General features: G+C 56.9%; 5 protein-coding genes. 2 read left to right on the top strand and 3 right to left on the bottom strand.

Annotated elements, in window-relative coordinates; genetic code table 11:
• The 3 genes from ABJK56_RS11440 to ABJK56_RS11430 form a co-directional block, all read right to left on the bottom strand.
• Positions 1 to 649, bottom strand: a 649-nt coding sequence (locus ABJK56_RS11440) for a pyridoxal-phosphate dependent enzyme (RefSeq protein WP_347244803.1), incomplete at its 3' end; no start/stop codon positions are given.
• Between the two features lie 236 nt (positions 650 to 885).
• Complete coding sequence (locus ABJK56_RS11435; RefSeq protein WP_347244802.1) at positions 886 to 2,271, bottom strand: ectonucleotide pyrophosphatase/phosphodiesterase; 1,386 nt, start codon at positions 2,269 to 2,271, stop codon at positions 886 to 888.
• Between the two features lie 322 nt (positions 2,272 to 2,593).
• Positions 2,594 to 3,337, bottom strand: coding sequence for a hypothetical protein (locus ABJK56_RS11430; RefSeq protein ID WP_347244800.1), 744 nt, complete (start codon positions 3,335 to 3,337; stop codon positions 2,594 to 2,596).
• A 263-nt stretch (positions 3,338 to 3,600) separates the two neighbouring features.
• Between ABJK56_RS11430 and ABJK56_RS11425 the strand changes: the two genes are divergently transcribed.
• Both ABJK56_RS11425 and ABJK56_RS11420 read left to right on the top strand, forming a co-directional pair.
• Positions 3,601 to 4,347 carry a methylated-DNA--[protein]-cysteine S-methyltransferase gene (locus ABJK56_RS11425; protein WP_347244798.1) on the top strand — a complete coding sequence of 249 codons (747 nt, stop codon included), beginning with the start codon at positions 3,601 to 3,603 and terminating at the stop codon, positions 4,345 to 4,347.
• A 209-nt stretch (positions 4,348 to 4,556) separates the two neighbouring features.
• On the top strand, positions 4,557 to 4,970 hold the full coding sequence (locus ABJK56_RS11420; RefSeq protein ID WP_347244796.1) for a heme-binding protein: 414 nt from the start codon (positions 4,557 to 4,559) through the stop codon (positions 4,968 to 4,970).
• The last annotated feature ends 230 nt before the right edge of the window (positions 4,971 to 5,200 follow it).

Raw genomic sequence — 5,200 nt, 5'->3', positions numbered from 1 at the left:
TGATGACGGGGCTGTTGGCGGGTTCTACCGCAATGACCTTAACGCCTGGTTTACGCGCTTTGAGCACCTCTCCGACACCGGTAATGGTCCCGCCCGTACCAACCCCTGCCACAAAAATGTCTACCTGCCCACCGGTGTCCCGCCAGATCTCCTCTGCCGTTGTCCGGCGGTGAATTTCCGGATTCGCTGGATTTTTAAACTGCTGTGGCATGTAGAAGTTCGGGTTTTCCTTGACTAACTCTTCGGCCTTCCTCACTGCTCCCGGCATTCCCTCGGCAGCAGGAGTGAGAATCAGCTCTACTCCGAACGCCTTGAGCAACCGTCGCCGCTCGAGACTCATGCTCTCTGGCATTGTGACTGCGAGCTTATAACCGCGAGCGGCACACACATATGCCAGCCCGATACCCGTGTTACCGCTGGTAGGCTCAATGATGACGGTGTCTTCTTTGATGAGGCCCTGCTTTTCTGCGGCCTCGATCATGGCCCAAGCGATGCGGTCCTTGACGCTCCATAAGGGGTTCATATTCTCCAACTTTGCAGCTACAGTCGCACCGCACCCCGCCGTAATCCTCCGCAGGCGGACCAAAGGCGTATTCCCGATACATTGCGTGATCTGATCAAACACTTTTCCACATGCTGCGGCGTTCATGGAAAATCCCCTCGAAACGTCGGAAAGGCGATGGTTGCTCACAGTCCCGCCATCCAGGACCTGAACATTTCAAACATTTATGATAATGATACTGGTGTTTAGTTTTTCGTTCAAGACCAATGCAATGATCTAGCATGGCCGAGGAGCAACTCCCACAACAAGCTACAATTCGCCAGTGCCCCGAATGGATGGGGCGAACCCCGTCCGCAGACTGGAACGGCCTCGACGAAACACGCTCACGGCCTGACCAACGGTTTTCCGTCCACGTTCGGGAGATCGATGCCCAAAATGGCGGCAATTGTTGGCGCGATATCAACAATCTGCACCTTGCCCAAGTCCGTCCCAGGGGCGATTCCTGGCCCCCAAATGACGCACATGGCCAGCATATCGGGCTGGTCGGGCAAATAGCCATGGGTTCCTCCTATACTGGGTCGGGAAACCACCACGTCATTGCCAGTTGCGGTTTCCGAAAAGGCATAGCCCGACTCAGCCGCCAGCCACAGATCCGGACATCTCGGTTCATTTTCGGGGGAGGCCTGGCCCACTTTTTCGAACTGTTCCGGACCGATGACCGCTTGAATACCTTCCAACTGGCAAAATTCCTTTTCCAGTTGTGCGATCAAGGCCGACCGATTGGCCTCATCCAGGATGTATACACCGGCACTCCCACCCTGGGAAACGCACCACGCTTTCCCCGGACCGATCTTGCCGTCTTTTTCTTCCAGGAGATTCAACCTTCGTAAAAGCACATTGGGCTGAATGACCTTTTGATACGGAAAGAATCCATGATCCGAACAGACGATCAGATAAGTACTTCGGGCGTGGGGTGAGGCGGCGATGGCTTCCACGATGTCGCGAATCCGGTCGTCCGCGTAGCTGGCACACCAGTAGGCATCATCGGAACGCGGCCCGGAGCGATGCTGCACGTGATCCGGCTCCACCAGATGAATCATAATCAAGTTGGGTTGATGCTCCAAAAGGAGCTGGCGTGCCATTCTGGTGTAGAGCCAGTCCCGTGGCACACCACCGCCACTTTCTCGGCACCATCGACCGTGACTATCCACCGGTAGCCCTGTTTTACGGAGTTCCGCGATCCAGGTCGGGGTGCCAAACTGAGTCCACGCGTCGTCGCCCGGCATATCTGGCGCGCTGTAATGCAGCGTCCGGGCGTTTTTCGTCACCGGCCAGAGCACTCCTGCTGTGACCAAACCGGCCTTGTATGCAGCATCGTAAATCGTCGGCACCCGTAAAGCCTGTTCCTTGTCGTACACCGGATCACAAAGCAGAGTGACCTTCTGGCGAGTCTGCCGATCGAGAAAATCGTTGGCAATCACTCCGTGCTTTCCGGGCCAAACCCCTGTCGAAAGCGTTGCGTGGGCAGCCCACGTGACCGACGGGTAAACCGTCACCATTCCCTGGGCGCTTGCGCCTTCTTTTGCCAATCGACGAATGGTGGGCATGTCCGCCCGTGGATCATTGAGGTAGAAATGGGCCAGACCGTCCACGCTGACCAGGATGACCGTTCTGTCCCTTCGCGGCTCGGCAGCCTGCGAATTGATTAAGCCACCCGCCGTGATGGCCACAACCACCAGCAAACACGTCTGGAAAGTACGACGTTTCATAACGCAGGTCTCCGCTTATCGGACCACTGGAGCGCAGAACCCGACAACCCTGATCGGCGGCCCATTCTATGGCCAAAATTTCGCCAAAACAAGTCGCTCGGCAGCTATCTCGGGGTCCCCGACAGGGCAATCCGCATCAATAGCTTGACGTGTGGCCGCAGCTCGGCCCGGTGGGAGCGGGTTCGACACAGAGGCGGGAGCAACCTGTCGGCCAATGGCACCCGTCGAATTGGAACTGATCGAGTCAGTCACTCAGCCGCGGCGTCTCATGCGAAGAGTCTCATCGCCGGTAGGAGTCTCACCAGGTGTCTCACGCCGCCATTCAACGGAGTGCGATCGCCTTGGCAAGCGGTTGGAGGATCGATTCGATGACATACTGCTCGATTACAGCCCTGCCCGTCTTGGCCAGCAGATCGAGCGTTTGGAGAAACCCATTCTGACCCGACAAACACCCATAATAGCGGCATGTTACGTAGACACTTACCTGCTCTTCCGGGTACTCCTGGGTCCGCACATGGTAGTCATTGGTTCGGGTTTCTACACTGATCCGGCACTGCAGGCGGCAGTCACGATCGAACGCCAGGGTAATCGAGGGCTCATAGTGGACCACCTGGGCTGAAGGAATCTCCAAGGATCGCTCAAATGCCAGAGGTACCCCCAGGGCATCCGCCACTAACTGGTTGTGATTTCCCTGATAAGTGAAGTCAAAACCGAAGAGGAGATCGATGGCCTCGCAATCCAGCGGACTGAGGGACAGATGATACGGAGCCACTTCCAGGATGAGGCGGTGAAACTGCAGGGCGGCCTCCACAGATTCCGGGTTCACATGCCCGGCACTGATCCGTCTGGGCTCCAGCGTCAGCCATCGATAAGAGCTCTCCACCTTATCTTCTTCAAGGACGATTTCCGAACGGTCCCGGGCATAAAAGTTTTTCATCCCCGGAAACGAGCGCTGGATCCGCTCAAAAAAATGAATCAGAGTCTCTCGATGCGATGGGAGGGTCAGAGCGGTGTTAAGGGTCAAATTGATGTAATGATCATCGCACAGATGATGATAGGTTTCCATAGTGACCGGGTGCTGTTCCTTCCAAGGGTTCGTGAGAACTTCCTTAATTTCGCGCTCCCAGCAACAGGCACCACACCTTAAAATGCCCGAGTATAAAACGAACGAAGGGAGGCTGTCAAATCCCCTCTACTTGGGGGCAACCAATCGACACTTATCTAGTACAAACCCTGGGTTCCGATTCCATCACTTGTTATTTTAATCTGTTTCGCTGGGTTCCCAGTCTGCTGGGCGCCGACCGACCGGTGACTCCCGAGGAGGGGTTGATGCAAACCGAATGCCAATTCTTATGCTGTGAGAGCTTTTTGGGCTGGTTTGGGTTCGCGTTCAATGCTAAACACGTGATTTGCGGCTGTCTCGGTGCTGCCACGGCCACCGAATTACTGAACGAACTTCGCGCCAAAGCCGCAGACCTGTGCGTTTCAGCCGGTCCCGTCGAGTGGGCCGCGCTGACGAGTTTCGTCGAACGACTACACGCTCGGATGTCGCCTCGGGAATCACGCACCTTCCCAGCGTCAAGGTTCTACGTTCTCGATCCTCGCTTTCCACCGTCACCGGCGGTCGATAACCTGACAGACCTTTCTACCAGCCAACGGCAACTGCCGAACCAGTTAACTAGCCTATTGCAGGAGTATTTAGCCGGTCGTCCGGTGGAGTTCTCCAGCATCCCTGTGGATTTGTCGCGTTGCTCCCCCTTCGTTCGCCGCGTCCTGGAAGCATGTCGCTCGATTCCCTACGGCGAGACGCGAAGCTACAAGCAGCTTGCCGAGTCGGTTGGTCATCCCCTGGCCAGTCGCGCCGTCGGCCAGGCTCTCGGCCGCAATCCCGTGCCGCTGCTAATCCCGTGCCATCGGGTCATTTCCACATCGGGGCGGCTCTGCGGATTCACGGCCCGCGGGGGGCTGGCGATAAAGGCCCGGTTGCTAAAGTGGGAAGCCCAGCACAGACCGTACGGCCAGAGTCTCCCTCCTCGGTCCCCAAATTCACCGGCAACTTGGAACGAAAAGTCTTGACAGGGTGATACAATACCGCGAACAGACCATGCGACGCCCAGGTGGAAGCTTTTTCGCCGCTTTCGCCGCTGGTTTTACCCGTGGTACTCCCGCAGCACTGTCAAATCCGCGGCCCAGGAAGTGCTCGAAACCGCGGTGAGAACTGCTGTGTCTCGGAACTGTTTTGGACTAGGTGAATACGGTTTCAATTTAGACCTACGGAGTTTCCCATGAACGACATCACGCTCAGCGTTGCCCAGAAGGCACTTGAAGCGGCCATCAAAAAGGCCGAGGAACTCGGTACGAAGATGGACATCGCCATTGTGGATGCCGGCGCCAATTTGAAAGCCTTCGTGCGGATGGACGGTGCATGGCTCGGGTCGATCGACATCGCCATCCGCAAGGCGCGAACAGCTCGATTTTTTGACATGGAGACGGGCGAGATCGGGAAACTTTCGCAACCGGGCGGGCCTCTCTACCACATCGAACACTCCAATGGAGGTCTTATCACTTTTCCGGGAGGTATCCCAATTCGCAATTCCCAAGGCGAGGTCATCGGCGGAATCGGTGTGTCGGGGAGCACCGTGGAGAATGACCACGCTGTTGCCCTGGCAGGTGTTGAAGCTATCCGTTCGCTACTCTGAACGGGCAGAATTAGGCCGCGCCCAGGGCAAGCCAACCAGTCCCAAGTCGGACAGCGAACGTGCCGACGGTTTTGAATTGAACGCGCAGACGCCGATGGCGCCGAGTGAATGCCCCCCACCGGGAGACCATCACGCCGGGGTCGGCTGCTTTGGTCTCGCCGGTAAGATTCGGACTCGGCGGCCTTCGACCCGAATGCGATTCTCAGCCAGGAGCTGGAGCGCCTCAATGA

Origin of the sequence: Thermogutta sp. (genome assembly GCF_039793925.1) — a bacterium.
Classification (GTDB): Bacteria; Planctomycetota; Planctomycetia; order Pirellulales; family Thermoguttaceae; genus Thermogutta.
This window is presented reverse-complemented; position numbering and strand designations above follow the sequence as displayed.